The 15,693-nt window shown below is 64.3% G+C and carries 9 protein-coding genes; 8 read left to right on the top strand and 1 reads right to left on the bottom strand.

Annotated elements, in window-relative coordinates; genetic code table 11:
• Positions 1 to 6 precede the first annotated feature (6 nt).
• The 8 genes from V6657_RS20105 (at position 7) to V6657_RS20070 (ending at position 15,300) form a co-directional block, all read left to right on the top strand.
• Entirely contained in the window at positions 7 to 1,605 is a 1,599-nt protein-coding gene (locus tag V6657_RS20105; RefSeq protein ID WP_048934795.1) for a multicopper oxidase family protein, read from the top strand.
• Positions 1,606 to 1,628: 23 nt separating this feature from the next.
• Positions 1,629 to 9,974 (top strand): Ig-like domain-containing protein, encoded by an 8,346-nt coding sequence (locus tag V6657_RS20100; protein ID WP_048934796.1) that lies wholly within the window; start codon positions 1,629 to 1,631, stop codon positions 9,972 to 9,974.
• Complete coding sequence (locus V6657_RS20095) at positions 9,971 to 10,486, top strand: hypothetical protein (RefSeq protein WP_048934797.1); 516 nt, start codon at positions 9,971 to 9,973, stop codon at positions 10,484 to 10,486. Before V6657_RS20100 ends, V6657_RS20095 begins: the two co-directional genes overlap by 4 nt.
• Before the next feature lie 48 nt (positions 10,487 to 10,534).
• Entirely contained in the window at positions 10,535 to 11,323 is a 789-nt protein-coding gene (locus V6657_RS20090) for a hypothetical protein (RefSeq protein ID WP_048934798.1), read from the top strand.
• A gap of 29 nt (positions 11,324 to 11,352) precedes the next feature.
• Positions 11,353 to 12,186: a hypothetical protein gene (locus tag V6657_RS20085; RefSeq protein ID WP_082170248.1), complete on the top strand. Its 834-nt coding sequence runs from the start codon at positions 11,353 to 11,355 to the stop codon at positions 12,184 to 12,186.
• A 104-nt stretch (positions 12,187 to 12,290) separates the two neighbouring features.
• Complete coding sequence (locus V6657_RS20080; RefSeq protein ID WP_171017964.1) at positions 12,291 to 13,856, top strand: c-type cytochrome; 1,566 nt, start codon at positions 12,291 to 12,293, stop codon at positions 13,854 to 13,856.
• 143 nt (positions 13,857 to 13,999) lie between these two features.
• A complete protein-coding gene (locus V6657_RS20075; protein ID WP_048934799.1) occupies positions 14,000 to 14,647 on the top strand; it encodes an SCO family protein in 648 nt (215 codons plus the stop codon).
• Between the two features lie 20 nt (positions 14,648 to 14,667).
• On the top strand, positions 14,668 to 15,300 hold the full coding sequence (locus tag V6657_RS20070; RefSeq protein ID WP_048934800.1) for a lytic transglycosylase domain-containing protein: 633 nt from the start codon (positions 14,668 to 14,670) through the stop codon (positions 15,298 to 15,300).
• Between the two features lie 86 nt (positions 15,301 to 15,386).
• On the opposite strand, the gene V6657_RS20065 is transcribed toward V6657_RS20070, so the two are convergent.
• Positions 15,387 to 15,668, bottom strand: coding sequence for a high-potential iron-sulfur protein (locus tag V6657_RS20065; protein ID WP_048934801.1), 282 nt, complete (start codon positions 15,666 to 15,668; stop codon positions 15,387 to 15,389).
• Positions 15,669 to 15,693: the final 25 nt, after the last annotated feature.

Raw genomic sequence — 15,693 nt, 5'->3', positions numbered from 1 at the left:
CCTGCCGTGAACCACATTACTTTTTCTGCGTGGAACGCTTGGCTGGGGCGCCTCGCTGCGGCCATCGTCATCATGCTGATCTCGATTGCCGCGCGCGCGGCGGCGCCGGGCATTGCGGGCCCCACCTTCGATCTCACCGCCGAGGCAAACCGGGTCAGCCAGCCCGATGGCGCCAGCGTGTATTCGTGGGGCTATGGATGCAACCCGCGCACGGCGGTGAGCTTCCTGCCCGCTATCAATCCGCTGGACGGCCAGAACTGCCCGAGCATGCAGATTCCTGGCCCCACGCTGATCGTCAAGCAGGGTGACGTGGTCACGGTCACGCTCACCAACAACCTGCCCGCCGCTGCCGGGAACACGTCGATCCTGTTCCCGGGCTTCCAGGTGTGCGCGGCAACGCTGAATGCCGCAACCGGCGCCTGCACGGGCACGGCAACCGGGGTGCAGGGCCTGCTGGCGAGGGAGGCGCCGCACGGCGCAACGGTGACGTACAGATTCATCGCAACGACGCCCGGCACGCATGCGTACTACAGCGGCACGCAGGGCGACCTGCAGGTCGAGATGGGGCTGTACGGCGCGTTGATCGTGCTGCCCGCAACCTCCGGCACGGTGGCCGTTCCCGTCGGCTGCCACGCAGTGGCTGCGAAGTTGCCCGACGGCCAGCCCGACTACCGCAACGCGGCAGCCGCCTACAACCACGGCATGGCGTGCTACGACCGGGAATACCTGTTCCAGTTCTCTGAGATCGATCCGGCCATCCACGCACAGGCCGAGCAGCAGGCGGCGCTGCCGTGCACGCAGCCCACCGGTTGCATGATCGTGCAGACCGAGCCGTATCACCCCGCGTATTTCATGGTCAACGGCCGGTCGATGCCCGACGACATGGACACCAACTACGCGCCGCAGTATCCGCACCAGCCATACAACGGCAACCCGCACATGCATCCGGGCGAGCTGGTGCTGTTGCGCATCATCGGCACCGGGCGTTGGCAGCATCCGTTCCACGAGCACGGCAACCACGTGCGCGTGCTGGCGCGCGACGGCAACCTGCTGCTCAGTCAGACCGACCCGACCAAGCTGGCAGGACCGCTGTTGTTCACGACCACGACCACGCCGGGGCTCACGATGGACGGCATCTTCTATTGGACCGGAAAAGGGCTGAACTGGGATGTCTATGGGCACAAGCCCGGCGACAGCAGCGTGTGCATTCCCGATGCAAACGGCTACTACACGGCGGATCCACACGCGCCCAACTACTACGAGTGGTGTGCCGACCATGGCAAGCCGCTTGAGGCGCATCCATTTGGCGACGTCAGTAGCGGTGGTCCGGTCACACTGCCCGACGCAAACATTCTGACCAACGGTGCGTGGTATGCGGGCAGCCCGTATCTCGGCCCGGATGCCACGGTGCGTGCCGTCGGCGCGACGGGTACGACTCCACCCAGCAGCTTGATCGTGAACCCCCCCACGACCGAAGCGGGGTTCGCCTACATGTGGCATTCGCACAATGAGCGTGAGATTACGACGAACAACATCTTCCCGGGCGGGATGATGATGATGATGCTCGTCGATCCGCAGGCCTTCACGATCAATGAAGGTAACTAAAGGGACACCAGGGGAGCAAGGCGATGAAATCCGATTCGTTTCATGCGACGCTCTTCGGCCTGGTTAGGAAGGCCGGATTTGTGGCATCGATTCTCGCGGCGGCGAGCGGCGCGTCGTTCGCGCAATCCGTGAACCTGACGGCCGCCGGCGTGAATGCCGCGTTGCCCGACGGCCAGTCGGTGCCGATGTGGGGCTACAAATGCGGCACAGTCACGGCGCCCGCCACCTGCACGGCGTCGAATCCGAACGCCGGCGCAGGGTGGTCGCCGGTGGTGATTACGGTGCCGCCCGGTCCGTTGACCATCAACCTGACCAACAGCCTGCCGGGCACGGTGCCGACCTCGCTCACGATCGTTGGCCAGGTCGGTGGCGGTCTGGGTACGACGGCGACGTCCAAGCCAAGCCCCGTGCATCCGCCGCAGACCGCGACCACCTGGTCGACTGTCACCCCCGCGAGCGGTGTGGCGGGGCAGGGCACCCCGCCGCCCGTCGTCTTCCAGCCGCCTCCGCAGGCGCCGCGCGTGCAGTCGTTCTCGACGGAAGTCGCGCATGGTGCGACCACTGCGTTGACATGGGCAAACCTGCGGCCCGGAACGTATCTGATCGAATCCGGTACGCATCCGTCGATTCAAGGGCCGATGGGCCTGTACGGCGTGCTCGTGGTCAGAACGCCTGCGAGCGCAGGCGTGCGGGCGCGGGCGTATCCGAACGTCAGCTACGACGCCGACGTGCCCCTGGTGCTGGGGGAGATCGACCCTGCATTGAACCGTGAGATCGCCCTCGATGTGGTGACCCCCAACTTCAGCGAAACGCAGGCTTGGTCGGGCCAGCCAAACCAATGCGGCAACCCGGCGTCAAAAAATTACCGCACCTGCTATCCGCCAGTGGTCAACTACGACCCGCGCTACTACCTGATCAACGGTGTCGCGTTCGACCGCAGCAATCCGACACGCTCGCAGTTTGCCGTCAACAATGTTCCCGCGAATGGCCAGGTTCTCGTGCGTTTCGTCAACGCCGGGCTGCGCATGCACGTGCCGGCGACGGTCGGCACGCAAGTCACGCCGCCGGCCGCCAAGCCGGTTCCGGGCTTCGCGCTGATTGCCGAGGACGGCAACCCGCAGCCAGGCAACTGGAAGATCCAGAACGAAGTGTTCCTGCCCGCCGGCAAGGTATTCGACGTGATGATGGACGCGCCGGCAGCGGGCGCATCGGCCGTGCCCGTGTTCGACCGGCAATTGAGCCTGTCGACCGATAACCAGCGCGACGGCGGCATGCGGGCGTACATCAGCGTCAATGGTGGGGCATTGCCGACCCTGACGGGGGCGGGCAGCGGCGTCACTGCCAAGAACGCCCAATACTATTTCACGCCAAATACGACGTTGACGGTGTCCGACCCCGCCAAAGGTGTGATGGCCAATACCGTGGGCATCTATGGCGTCGAATTGCTGACCCCTCCAAAAAACGGCACGCTCACGCTCAATGCCGACGGTACGTTCACGTACGTACCGAATGCCGGAACCGCCTCGGACAGCTTCGTCTATGAAGCCAACGGCAATGCGGCCATCACCGGCACCGTCACGCTAACGGCCCTGACGAGCTGCGGAGCGGGGGCTGCGGCCACGGGCTGCCTGGGCGGCGCTCCCACGGCCGGAAACCAAAGCTACATGAGCAACGTGGCGGCCCAGTTGCGCATAGCGTCTCCTGGCGTGCTGGCTTATGCGACAGACCCCTCCGGCTTGCCGATGACGGCCGCCATCGTGGGCTCCGCAACGGGCGGCACCGTGACGTTGAACCCGGACGGTTCGTTTACCGCGACGCCGACGACCGTGCCCACAGGCAACGCGACCGCGACGCTGACGTTCAAGTACAACGCTGTCAATTCGCAGAAGACGTCGAGTGCCACACCCGGCACCGTGACCGTGACCTTCAAGGCAGGCAGCGGACTTGCGGTTGCCGTTAAGGATGCCAACACCGGCACGGCAATCACGGACTATCGCTGGATCATCGAGGAAGACCGTACTTTCTATATTGATCCGGCCTGCCAGGTGAACTCGACCACCAACCGGCCGGCCACGTGCCCACCGTTGCCGGTGCCGAGCATCGGCACCAACTTCCACACGAGCTACATGCCCGTGGTGGCGTCAGGCTGCGTGGGCCAATTCGCGTGCGAATTCGGCCAGACGGTGTACGACCCGGCCACCAACACGCATAAGCCGACCGTGTGCGACATCGGCAACGGTGTCTGCCGCACGGATGGCGCACAGCAGGTTCCGGTTGATCCGAGCCAGGTCGTGCTCGACCCGGCCAAGCGCTACTACATCTCCATTCTGCCGGGCGATGCGGGCAATGCCTTTACCAACAATGGCGGTGCGCCCGTGCCAATCGATCCGGCCAATCCGACGGGCGCGACGCGGCAATTCGATATTGCGAAGGACTGTCCGTCTGGCCCGGGTGGTGCCGATTTCGCCCCACCCAAGGGCAAGTGCGGTCACGCCATGGGCGGTGGCCCGATCGCGGCGGGGCAGAAAACAGTGAACGTCTCGCTCCAGCAGACGCCGTTGAAGACTGCGAAGGTGTCGGTGTTCGTGTTCGAGGATGATTCACCGCTGAACGGCGAAGTCGACGTGCACGGCGGCTCGGATACAGCCGGTTCATCCCGCGAGCCCGGTCTAGGCGGCTTTGAGATCAAGCTCTGGGACGACGCGGGTGGCACTGGTGACCCGACCGGCCAGATGACCTACGACATGTTCAACATGCCGCTGTCCAATTCGCTGGCCGGCACCATCGACCCATCCACCGGACTCGATGCATGCCCGATCACCCTGGCGCCGGACCACATCGTCGGCATGATTCCGACCTGCCCGCCGTTTGAATCGGATGGAAAGACCTACTCGCCGCTGGTGGGCCAGGCGATCATCGCCAACCTGATGCCAGGCCGCTACGGCATCATCGCCACGCCTGCGGCAGATCGCATCGCGCGCGGCGAGCAGTGGCTGCAGACCAACACGCTGGATGGCCAGAAGGCACACGACTCGTTCATCAAGGTGGGTGGCCCGGCTTACTTCCAGGAGTTCGGGCCGGCCGGGTTTCATGTGTCCATTGGTTTTGCCAACCCGAAGATCATCAACGACCGGTTGCCTGTCGTGTGCAACGGCACCACCTGCAACAACGGCGTGAAAGGGCGCATTACGAACCTGCACTACAGCCGCCCGCCTAACGAAAACCTGTATGGCAGCCAATCACGCAAACCGCTGAGCTTTACGCAGTGCTATGTGAGCGTTGGCAGCACAGATGGCGACGACATTGCCTTCGCCAAGTGCAACCCCGATGGCACCTTCGCCCTCAATGGCTTGCCGGACGGCACGTTCCGCATCACGGTGTTCGACCAGTGGAACGACCAGATCGTCGATGGCCTGGCGCGGGCGGTGACGATCAGTGGCGGCACGACGATGGATGTCGGCGACATTGCCGTGCTGCAGTGGCACACCAACCTGTACACGCGCACGTTCTTCGATCTGACGGGGGATGGCGTGTCGCGCGACACCGACCCCGGCCTGGCCATGGTGCCGATGAACGTCCGCTTCCGCGATGGCAGCATTTCCAATCTGGGCGCCACCGACATGAACGGCTACATGTCGTTCAACGAGGTGTTCCCGTTGTTTAACTGGTACGTGGTCGAGGCGGATACGACGCGCTACAAGCAGACGGGCGTTCACGTCGTGTACGACGCCGGTGGCCCGCCGGACGGCACGCCCGGCGGCGGAAAGTCGGTCATCGCCGCCAACCTTGCCAACACGCTCGAATCGTCCACGGCGCATCTGCCCAGCAACCTGCGGGTGCCAGGCGCCGTCTATTGCAACGACGCGGACTGCAACGACCGCAGCGGTTCCAACCCGTCCACCGGCCGCATCGACCCGCCGTGGGTGACCACGATGGGATGGCAGGGCTTCTCAGGGCAGAGCGGGTTCGTCGAGTTCGGCAAGAAGGCGTTCGCGGCCAACGAGAACGGCGGCATCCAGGGCGAAGTGGCCTACGCTTCCACGCGCGCGTTCGACGACCCGACGCTGACGGTGCACGCAAAGTGGCTGCCGAACATCCCGAACGTGACGGTCAACCTGTATCAGGAGACCATCGCGTCAGACGGCTCCACGACGCTCAAGCTGGTGGATACCACCAAGACGACAAGCTGGGACGATTGGGCACAGGGCTTCCGCTCCGATGGTGTTCCGAACATGAATTGCCCGGGGCAGGAAACGACGGATCCGTTCTATTTCACGCTGAAGAATTCAACGCAATGGCTCGATCCGCAACAGCGTGCACTGCCCAACGCTTCCCAGTTCAAATGCTACGACGGCATGCATGTATTCAACCAACTGCAGCCGGCGCCGTTTGATGGGATGTATCAGTTCCCCAGTGTGACCGGCCGCGACCCGAAAACCGGCAAGCCCACTGGCACGCACTGCACCGTCTGCGCGCCCAACCCGACGGGTGACGGCACGATGATGCTGCCCGCTGGCAAATATGTGGTGGAAGTGGTCGTGCCGCCCGGCTACGAACTGATGAAGGAGGAAGACAAGAACATCCTGATTGGCGACAACTTCATTGCGCCGGTGGTCCAGCAGTTTGCCGGCCTGAACAACATCTACATCATGCCCGATCAGGCAGCGGTGAACGCAGCGTACAACGCCAACAACCCGCAAAACATGACCACCAACCTTGGGTCGGTCACGTTCCCGCGCAGTGAGGGCGATACGGGGATGACAGAGACCTACTGGCCATGTGTCGGCGCACTGCGCGTCGTGCCGGACTACCTGAGCCTGTTCCCAGGGGCGCAGCAGGTGGCGCCGTTTGCCGGGGCATCGCGCCACTTGTGCGACCGCAAGGAGGTGCGGCTGGACAACCAGATGTCGGTGCGGGCCAAGTTCTACCTGTTCAGCTCGACACACGTTGCCTCGCATTACACGGGCTTCATGCTGGATGATTTCTCGTCGGAGTTCGATCCGTACTCGCCGCAATTTGGCGAGAAGTTCGCGGTCCCGAACGTGCCGATTTCCATCAAGGATTTCGCCGGCAACGAGATCTCGCGTGTGTACTCGGATCAATGGGGCATCTTCAACGGCCTGACGTACTCGACGTGGGAAGTCGATCCGCCGAATCCGACCGGCTATGCGCCGACTATGATGGTCGCCTGCATGAACGATCCGGACCTGCCGGACCCGGCGCATCCCGGCCAGACCATCCGTGACCCGCTCTACAACCCGGCCTACAGTCAGTTCTGCTATGAAATCCCGTTCATGCCGGGGCAGACGCAGTACATGGACACGCCCGTGGTGCCCGTACAGGCCTTTGCGGACGGGTACAACCCGCCGGATTGCGCGTATCCCGATGCCACGCCGGCTGTCTCCACCGTGGTTGGCGACCCATTGCCCGGTGGCGGCAGCGGCCCGTGGGTGAGTGCACCGCTGCACACGCTGACGATCAATGCCCTTGGCGATCAGCCCGTGCCGAACAGCGGCTACACCGGGCCGGCTGCAACAGCCGCACCGTTCAACGCGAAGTTCGTCACACGCCACTATGGGTTCGGTGCGCAAGGGCCGGACAGCAGCGTCACGATTGGCGACCAACCCGCGATCATTCAGTCGTGGAGCGATTCTCAGATCAAGGTGCTGGTGCCTCCCCTGACTGCGGACCAATCGAGTTGCCCGATCCAGCAGCCCGGACAGCCGCAGGCCACTTGTGGTGAACTGGTGATCAACGCGGACAACGGCAAGAGTTCGATTGATGCGGTGACCGTCACCATCGGCGGCAAGACGCCCACCTATGTGAACGGCGAGAACGCGACAAACAACGCGCTCCAGACCGCGATCGACAAGGCCACGCCGGGCGACATGATCGTCGTCGGGCCAGGCACCTACAAGGAAATGCTGCTGATGTGGAAGCCCCTGCGGCTGCAGGGCGTGGGTGCGCCGTCGGTCGTTGTCAATGCCAACACGCATCCGTCCGGCAAGATGGACCCGTGGCGTAGGCAGGTCGATTGCCTGTTCGGTGTCGCGTTGGATGGCGGGATGATCAGCCCGACCCATCCGTACGACCCCAGCGGCGCATACACCTGCTCGGCTGGCATGCAGCGGCAGGTGGACGCGATCCCGCTCGAGCCCGTGGTCGGCTGGGACACGAACCTGAACGGCAATCTGGCTGAACTGCTGATGGAGCCCACGCTGATGGGCGCGTATGAAGGCGCGGCGATCACGGTGCTGGCCAAGGGCGTGCGTGACGTGCCCGGCGTCAACGGCCTGCAGCCCGACCCGAACTGCACCGCGAACGGCATCTGCACACCGCTCACGAATAGTGCGGATGACTGCAAGAAGTACCCGACCAACTTCCAGTGCAACCCGTCGCGCATCGATGGCATGACGTTTACCAACAGCTCACAGGGCGGAGGCGGCATCTTCCTGCACGGCTGGAACCACAACATGGAGATCGCCAACAACCGCGTGATGAGCAATGCGGGCACGCTCACCGGCGGCATCACAGTCGGGCAGGTGGAGACGCCTGACGGCACCATCGGCGATGATGGCGTGACGGAGCTGCCGTTCGAGTACAACACCAACGTGAACGTGCACAACAACGCCGTGACCAACAACGCTTCGTATGGTGACGAGATCAACTCGACCACGCCGTCCTCAGCAGGGGGGGTGACCTTCTGTACCGGCTCGGACTATTACGCGTTCAACTACAACTGGGTCTGCGGCAATATCAGCAGCGGAGACGGCGGTGGCGTGGCGCATTTCGGTTTCAGCTATGAAGGCAACATCGCCAACAACTGGGTGCTGTTCAACCAGAGCAACAACCCGACGCTGCCCACCTATGGCGGCGGCATCATCGTCCAAGGCGTGCCGCCGGATGGCTCGTTCTGCGAAAGCTCGACCGTTGATATTGACTGTGCACCGCAGCTATCCGATGGCGCCGGGCCGGGCATCGTGATCGACAGCAACCTGCTGATCGGTAACACGGCCGAGAGTGGCAAGGGTGGTGGGCTCAGGCTGCAACAGGTCAATGGCACCGACGTGCAGCGCAGCCCGAGTGACCCGAGCCAGTGGTACGCCGTGCAGGTGATCAACAACATCATCGGCAACAACGTCGCCGGTTGGGCAGGCGGGGGCGTGTCGTTGCAGGATGCCGTGAACGTGAGTTTCATCAACAACACGGTCATCTCGAACGATGCGACGGCCACATCCGGTGTGCTGTTCAATACCGATGCGGCAACGCAGGCGAACGTCGGGCCGCCCAACTGCACCACGGTGGGCGCGGAAACGACTTGCAAGCCGATCACCACGTCGACCAACCAGCCGGCCGGCCTGGAGGTGGCACCGCATACAGCGAACCTGATTGCAGCCTTCAACGGTGCGAGCGGTGCGTGCCCGGCCGGAATGGCCAACTGCACGCAGATTTCCAATCCGATCCTGGAGAACAATATCTTCTGGCAGAACCGCACATTCCATATCACCGTGGGTGGGTTGGATAGCGGAATCCAGGGCCTGCAGAACATCGTCACGCTGGTTCCGACGTTGAACCAAGCCGGTCATCCCACCGGATACTGCCCGCAGGGAGCGGTCTATTGGGACATCGGTGTGGCAGGCGATACAGCGGCCAACAGCCACGATTCCGGCTACACGCTGAATCCGACGTACTCGATCCTGACCGATGCGAGCGACTATCCGGCCCAGAACAACCGGGGCGGCAACCCGCGAGTGGTCAGCCAGTACTGCAACGGCTCGCGCCTGCCGCCGGAGGCGGGCGGCAACGGTATCCAGGTGCCCCCCGGCATTGCGGATGCTGTGCTGCCGAACCCGTTGTTCAGCCTGCAGCCCTCGGCCACGCCCGATGAGGGCAACAACTGGATCAACATGCAGTACGGTCCGCTGTCGCTGAGCAATCCTGCCGTGCAGACCACGGCGGGCACCAATACGCCGGCACTCGGAAACTACGTCATCCAACAGGGGCCGGCGGTCGCGGGCGGAAGTCCAAACGGCGCGCCGTCGTATGACTTCTTCGGCAATCCGCGGGTGCCTTGGATCGACATCGGGGCCGTGCAGTGGGATCCGTTCAACAGCATCCTGGGGTTCGCGCTTCCGCCGAGACTGCTTGGCAGGTTGGGTGGTGGATTCAATCCGCCCACGGGGTTTCCCGGTGGGGCTGGAGGATTGCCGCTCGGGCCGCGCACGCCGCCGACCGGCGGACTGCCCGGCCTACCCGGCCTACCCGGCATGCCCGGCACGCCCCCCGGTGTGACACCTGGTGCGGCACCTGCAGGCGGTGCACCGGCCGGATTCCCAGGCGGACGATGGTTCGGAGGACTGCTGCCATGAACCCGCGAACCCACGTACCCGTGGCGCTGGCGGGGCTGGCAATGGCGGTGGCGCTTGTCGGTTGCGCAAGCGACCCGGCCCCGCAGGCGCAGGGCGGTGCCAAGGCCGCCCTCGCCCGCGCGCCTTCGCAGAAAGGCTCGCCCTACCTGCCTGCGAAGGTACCTGGCCACGCGATGTACTACTACGGGTCGTACGGTGGTGTCGATGGCCTGAGCGTGCGGCTGACCGCGTCGGGCAACCTGATCCGGCTGAGCTACCGTGTGCTCGATCCGGCGGTGGCCAAGGTGTTTGCCGACAAGAACATCACACCGTATCTGTTCGATCAGCGAAGCCGTGCGCTGGTGCAAGTGCCCGCCATGGACAGGATTGGGCAGTTGCGCCAGACGGGGCAACTGGAGCGCGGCCGGATGTATTGGATGGTGTTCTCGAACAAGGGCAATCTGGTCAAGGCTGGTGATCGCGTCAACGTGGTTGCCGGTGCATTTCATATCGACGGCTTGATGGTCGAGTGACATGGCGACGGCGTCTTGCCAGACGTCAGACATGAAGAGGGGGCGGTGATGACACGATTTCGCTTTCTGGCATTGAGCCTGGCGGGTTTGCTCACCGCCTCCGCTGCGGCAGCGGCCGGGTCCACAAGTGCGCTCAGTGCGGCGCAAATTGCCGAGCGCAATGTCGCTGCGCGCGGTGGTCTGCAGGCATGGCGCGCGGTCAACACGATGGTGATGACCGGGCAGATTGAAGCGGGCGGCACGAAGAACTGGGCGCTGCCCTTTGTGATGACGCTCAAGCGGCCTCACAAGAACCGCTTCGAGATCCGCTTCCAAGGGCAGACCGCGCTGCAGGTGTATGACGGCGCGCAGGGCTGGAAAGTCCGGCCTTTCCTGGGGCGCGATGAAGTCGATGCCTACACGCCGGCGGAATTGAAGTCGGCCGCGTCCTCCTCCGAGCTGGACGGCCCGTTGATTGACTACGCCAGCAAGGGCACGCAGATCGCGCTGGAAGGCGTCGACAAGGTGGAAGGCCACCGCGCCTACAGGCTCAAGCTGACGATGAAAGACGGCGTCACACGGCGGTTGTGGATCGATGCGGGAACGTTCCTGGATCTAAAGATCGATGGCGAGCCGCGCAAGCTGGACGGCAAGATGCACGATGTCGCCGTCTATTTTCGCGATTACCGCGTCGAGCATGGCCTGAAGGTGCCCTACGTGCTTGAGACGGCCGTGCAGGGTGTCAAGCGGACGCACAAGATCACGATTGAGCGCGTGGCAGTGAATGCGCCGGTGGACGACGCGCTGTTTGCCAAGCCGCAGTTGGCGAGCTTACAGACGGGCCACGACCATCAATAGGGCGTGCAACTCCCGGGGGGATTGCCATCATGAGACGAATTGCGGCATGGGCGCTGGCTGCATGCATCTTGGCCTGCGCGGGCTGCGCCGAGCGGGGCGCGGCAGGGTCGCTGTCGGTGGAGCAGATCGTCGAGAAGAACGCCGAGGCGCGCGGCGGTGCGCAAGCCTGGCACAACATCGATTCGATGGTCTGGATCGGGCACGTGGAAAGCGGCAACGCGCCCGCCAACTACGTCCTCGCCATGAAGCGGCCGAACAAGACCCGCTTCGAGATTGTCGCGATGAACCGAATGGCCTTGCGCGTCTACGATGGCGCGCAAGGCTGGAAGCTGCGTCCGATGCGGCACGGCGAGGGCCCCAACGTGCAGCCGTATACCGTGGAGGAGCTCAAGTTCGCGCACGACGAGCAGGTCATCGACGGTGTGCTGATCGACCACGCGGCCAAGGGCATTACGCTCGCGCTGGAAGGTGTGGATGACGTGGATGGGCACAAGGCCTATCGGTTGAAGGTCATGCTGCCTTCCGGGGCGATGCGCCATGTGTGGGTTGACGCGCAAACCTATCTGGAAACGAAAGTCGAACGCGAGGGGCGAGGCACGCTCGGCCAGCCGGTGACCGTCACGATCTACTACCGCGACTACCAGACCATCGAGCATCTTCAGTTACCGGCCGTCATTGAAACCAGCGCGGGGACCGGGCAGGCTTCCGACAGGCTCGTGATCGACAAGGTGCAGTTCAACCCCAAATTGGATGACGGCTTGTTTGCACGGCCGGTGGTGGCGGCCGACCGCAGCCGCTCTGTGCAGGTGCGCCCCGATCTCGGCCCCGCTGCCGCCATGCCGCGCACGGTGCCGGCTCGCTAGCAGTGGAGCGCGCCGTGACCACGCAGCCGGGCGCCCTGCGCAAATGGAAAGCGGTATGGCGCGCGTGGCTTGCCGCGTGGCCTCTGCTGTTGCTTGCCGTGCCGATGGGGCGGGCGGGCGCCGTTGCGCCGGCTGACCCGGGCGAAGCCATCTTCCGCCAGGGCGTGCTGCCATCGGGGCAGCCGCTGATGGCAACCCGTGAGAGCGGCATGCACACGGAAGGCGCCGCAAGCGCCTGCGTCAACTGCCATCGGCGCAGCGGGCTGGGCACCAAGTCCGGCTTGACGACGATCCCGCCAATCACCGGGCGGTACCTGTTCCACCCGCGCGCAAGGAACGGCGAAGATCTCAACATCCCCTACGTCGAGACCATGCGCGGCGACCGCGAGCCGTATACCGATGCCACGCTGGCGCGGGCGATTCGCGAGGGCATCGACACGCAGGGGCGGCCCCTGAACTACCTGATGCCGCATTTCGCGTTGAACGATGCCGACATGGCGGCCCTGATCGGTTATCTGAAGCGGCTCGACCCGCGCCGCGCCCCCGGCGTCGACAGCGACGGCGTGCTGCACTTCGCCACGATCATCACGCCGGATGCCGACCCGATCAAGCGCCGCGGCATGCTGGACGTGCTGGAGCACTTCGTCGCCGAGAAGAACGCGTTTCCGTTTGGCAAGACCCCGCCGCTGCGTTCCACGCGCAAGATGATGTACATGGTCAACCGGCAGTGGAAATTGCACGTATGGGCGTTGAGCGGCCCGCCGCAAACCTGGCAGGCGCAGCTTGAACAGCATCTGGCCGACGAGCCGGTGTTTGCCGTGATCTCCGGGCTCGGCGGCAAGAATTGGGCGCCCGTGAGCGCCTTCTGCGAGCGTGCTGCCGTGCCGTGCCTGTTTCCGAACGTTGAGGCGCCGGACACCGGCCGGGATGATTTCTACACGCTGTATTTCTCGCGCGGCGTGCTATTGGAGGCTGGGTTGTTCGCGAAGGAAATTTCCGCAGCGGCCCGCAACCACACCATCAAGGCGGTGCGCCAGGTCTATCGCCCCGGCGACAACGGCGAGGCGGGCGCACACGCACTCACGCTCGCGCTGCAGGCGGCAGGCGTGGAGATATCGGACCGCGCTTTGGCACCCGGCGAAAGCCCCGCAAAGGCGCTGCACGGCATCAAGGATGGCGACGCTCTGGTGCTGTGGCTGCGTCCTGCCGATATCGCAGCGCTTGGCAAGACGGCGCCTGCGCAGACGGTCTACCTGTCCGGGCTGATGGGGGGCCTTGAACGCGCGCCGTTGCCGGCCCGCTGGCGCGACGTGACGCATCTTTCGTATCCGTTCGACCTGCCCGAGCGCAGGCGGGTGCGCGTCGACTATGCGCTCGGCTGGTTCTCCATCCGGCGCATTCCGGTGGTCGACGAGCAGGTGCAGGCCGATACCTTCCTGGCGTGCGGGCTGCTGTCCGAGACGCTGAGCCATATGGCTGACACGTTTGTGCGTGATTACCTGGTGGAGATCATGGAAGACATGCTGGAGCGACGCGTGATCACGGGCTATTACCCGCGCCTGACCCTCGCACCGGGGCAGCGCTTCGCCTCCAAGGGCGGGTACATGGTGCACTTTGCTGACGCGAGCGGTGCGCGCGTCGTGGCCGAGGGGGATTGGATTGTGCCGTAGAGGCTGGTCCGACCCCGTGTACCGCAGATGCCCGCTGGTGCAACGGAAGGGTTTTCCCACTGCCGGGGGCGGGAGACTCCCATACCGATGCGGTTAGCGGGCGACCACAATGAAAGCGCGAACCATCCGTCGCGGAGGACGTCATGGATTCCGTTCTGAATATCTCGATGCGGCTGGTTGTGATGGCGGCTGCCGGCATGATTGCCGTGGGGGCGCCGTGCGTGTCGGCGCATGAGGATACCGACCCGCATGCGCACCATCACATGATGCGCAACATGAACCTGTCGCGGGTGGCGTACAGCCTGCCGGATGTGACACTCGTACGCGACGATGAGCAGGCAGTGTCGCTCAAGGATGCGCTCAACGATGGGCGCCCCGTCGTACTGACGTTCATCTACACCACGTGCACCACCATCTGCCCCGTGATCAGCCAGACGCTGTCGCAGTTGCAAGCCAAGCTGGGGCCTGAGCGGGACAAGGTACATCTGGTATCGATCTCGATCGACCCGGAAAACGACACGCCAGCGCGTCTGCGCGAGTATGCGGCGAAGTTTGGCGCGGGACCGGAATGGCAGCACTACACCGGCACGCTTGCCGCCAGCGTGGCGACGCAGAAGGCGTTCAACGTGTTCCGCGAAGACAAGATGGAGCACAACCCGGTGGTGCTGTTGCGCGCGGCACCGGGCAAGGACTGGCTTCGCATCGACGGTTTCGCAACCGCTGACGAACTGCTGGATTCCTACCACGGTCTGTTGGCGTCGCAACCCGACCCCCATTCGCACGCCCATTGACGGCGCGGCGGAGACCCAAGATGCATGCGCCTCTGATTGGCGTCAGCCTGGCCGCCGCCGTGATCGTAAGCGACGCGTTCATGCATTGCGCACATGCGCAGATCTTCGGCACCGTTCAAGCGGACGGTACCGTTGTCCTGACCAACATGCCGAGCGGCGCGCGTGGCACCGGTCTTCGCGTCATCGTCGAGGCGCGTCCGGCCCCGGTGCAACAGCCTGCAGACAAGGTACGCAGCGGGGGCGGCGCCGCGATCGACATGTCACGGTACGGCGACATCATTGCCGAAGCGGGACGCACCTGGAACGTGCAACCCGAATTGCTGCGCGCCGTCATTGCCGTTGAATCGAAGTTCAACCCCCGCGCCGTCTCAAAGAAAGGGGCACGGGGCCTGATGCAACTGATGCCGGAAACAGGGCGACGCTTCTCCGCGGGCGATCTGTTCGACCCCCGCGCGAACGTGCTGGCGGGCGCACGATATCTGCGCCTGCTTCTCGACCTGTTCAGCGGTGATATCGAATTGGCGCTGGCTGCCTATAACGCCGGCGAGGCCGCCGTGATCCGCGCGGGCTACCGCATTCCGGCCTTCGCGGAAACGCAGTCCTACGTGCCTGCGGTGATGGCGCACTACCGCCGGTTTGCGGCTGCAATGTAGTGGTGCCTGGCGGCTGCGCCGGTGTCGTGACTCTATCGCGCGGATCTGCCGCGCCAACCCACAACGCATACGGCATGGTGCGCGCGCTACCGCCGCGAGAATGCCATGCACCAGCCGTTCGGGCTGACAGGACCGCCCACCACTTTGCACGTGCCTGTATCGGCCTCGGCCCCGGGTTTGAACGCGGTGCAGTCTGCGCACCGGTGTCCTTCCTTGGGGCTGTCCTGATAATGCAATATCGCCTTGTTGCCGTTATCGGCCTCGGCGCGTTGGCTGTGAAACACAATGCGGGTCAGCATCACGGCGCCCAGCGCGCCGGCACCATGGCGGAGCATCTTCCGCCGCGAGAGGATCTTGTTCGGGTTCATGGTCTTGACTCCCAGGTCATGCCAA

This window comes from Ralstonia sp. RRA (genome assembly GCF_037023145.1).
Taxonomy (GTDB): Bacteria; Pseudomonadota; Gammaproteobacteria; order Burkholderiales; family Burkholderiaceae; genus Ralstonia.
The sequence above is the reverse complement of the archived record's forward strand: the minus strand, read 5'-3'. Positions and strand labels throughout refer to the sequence as shown.